Consider the following 1,441-nt stretch of genomic DNA (forward strand, 5'->3'; position numbering starts at 1 on the left):
TAAAGAAAAAATCCTGACTAAAAAGTATGGTCGTGTCGGGGTAATCCCGAAGACCCGATAGGGCTGGCAGGTGGACTTAACCCTTACGGATATGTACATAATCCGGCTAACTGGATCGATCCATATGGATTGGCAGGTGGCTTAGGTAACAAAGGAGATGTTGGAGATACCGTCACTGTATTTAGAGTTCAAGGCGGAATACCTCCCAACGCAAGTCATCACAGAATAAGAGTCGATGACGCTGGAACTCCTAAAATTCAAAATGCTACCTTAAATATCAGTATTGGGGATACTAAACATGCTGAGCATTTTAAGAATATTAGGGGCGGAGATGCTGAAATCGTTTCATTTGAAATCCCTAAATGGTTTAACGAATTTATTAAAGAAAACGCCATTCCGCAAAAAGGTTATAAAACAAATCCATTAAATCAGAAAGGAATGGCTCCTAAAATAGTAGATCCAACAACCCCCGGTGACTCATACGAATTCCCTAAAGTGTGGACTAAATGGCTAGAAGAGAATGCTGTTCCCGGCTCTGGAAAAGTAAAAAAATAAATTAAGGTGGTTATATGTTTGAGGAAGATGATGATTTCTTAGCCGATGATAATGTTGTTGTTGCAATAAAGAACAATAATATTATTACTTGGTATCAATCAGACAGAGAAATATGGGTGCTGGATAGACAAAAATGGCATAGAGATTTTGTTGACAATGACATTGTTTGTCCAGAAGACAGTGCTGATGATCGATTCGGCATTTTAATTGTTAATGATGCAACTAAAGAAAAATTTCTTGACAATATTTTGCCTTTTAAGGTCGATAATAAAAAACTAGAGGAATTCAAGGAAAAAATACAAAACTCTTCTTCTTGGTGGGACTCTCACGAGCTATTTCCTATGGCATTCATTAATTTTGATTCAAAAAAATTAAGTGCATGTTATCCATACCCAGGAAAAATACCTGTGGAAAGATATGTTCCTGATGGTTGGAATGGTGAGTTTATTGATTTTATGCGCAAATTTGATGAAAGTATTCTGCCTAAGAACGAAAAATATTGGGTCATTAATGATATTGACTATTTAGAAAAGCTTTCTTCTTTACTTTAATAAAATAGCCGGAAAGATCCCTCGTGATCTTCCGGCTTTGTTCTGTTAAGAGCGGCTCACTCCCTGCCCTTAGTTGCTTTTGTAATCCCCAATCAGCTCCCGCATCCGCAGCTTAATGTCACTGATTTGCGCGCGCTGGCGCTGGTATTGCTGCCTGAGGCTGTTGGTCTCGGAACTCGCGGGGATCAGCACCAGACAACCGTCCATGATCTTCACCGTCACCGCGCCGCCAGTCTCAAAGCCTGCCTGTTTAAGCCATTGCCCCTTAAGATGGATTGCGGGCGGGGCATTGGCCTTGTCGTTTTGCGGGACATATCCCACGGTGTAATAACGTT

General features: G+C 40.5%; 3 protein-coding genes and 1 pseudogene. 3 read left to right on the top strand and 1 reads right to left on the bottom strand.

What is annotated here, in order from left to right; translation table 11 throughout:
• Window positions 1-51 precede the first annotated feature (51 nt).
• The 3 genes and pseudogenes from H8A87_RS20575 to H8A87_RS19140 form a co-directional block, all read left to right on the top strand.
• Window positions 52-135 (top strand): annotated as a pseudogene (locus H8A87_RS20575) (RHS repeat-associated core domain-containing protein); the annotation flags it as partial.
• Window positions 130-555 (top strand): hypothetical protein, encoded by a 426-nt coding sequence (locus tag H8A87_RS19135; RefSeq protein WP_198691474.1) that lies wholly within the window; start codon window positions 130-132, stop codon window positions 553-555. The pseudogene H8A87_RS20575 and the gene H8A87_RS19135, both read left to right, overlap by 6 nt.
• 14 nt (window positions 556-569) lie before the next feature.
• Window positions 570-1,106, top strand: coding sequence for a hypothetical protein (locus H8A87_RS19140; RefSeq protein WP_198691475.1), 537 nt, complete (start codon window positions 570-572; stop codon window positions 1,104-1,106).
• Between the two features lie 69 nt (window positions 1,107-1,175).
• On the opposite strand, the gene H8A87_RS19145 is transcribed toward H8A87_RS19140, so the two are convergent.
• On the bottom strand, window positions 1,176-1,441 hold a 266-nt coding region (locus H8A87_RS19145), incomplete at its 5' end, for a SymE family type I addiction module toxin (RefSeq protein WP_232370373.1).

The sequence above is a fragment of the Xenorhabdus lircayensis genome (genome assembly GCF_016306625.1).
Lineage (GTDB): Bacteria > Pseudomonadota > Gammaproteobacteria > Enterobacterales > Enterobacteriaceae > Xenorhabdus > Xenorhabdus lircayensis.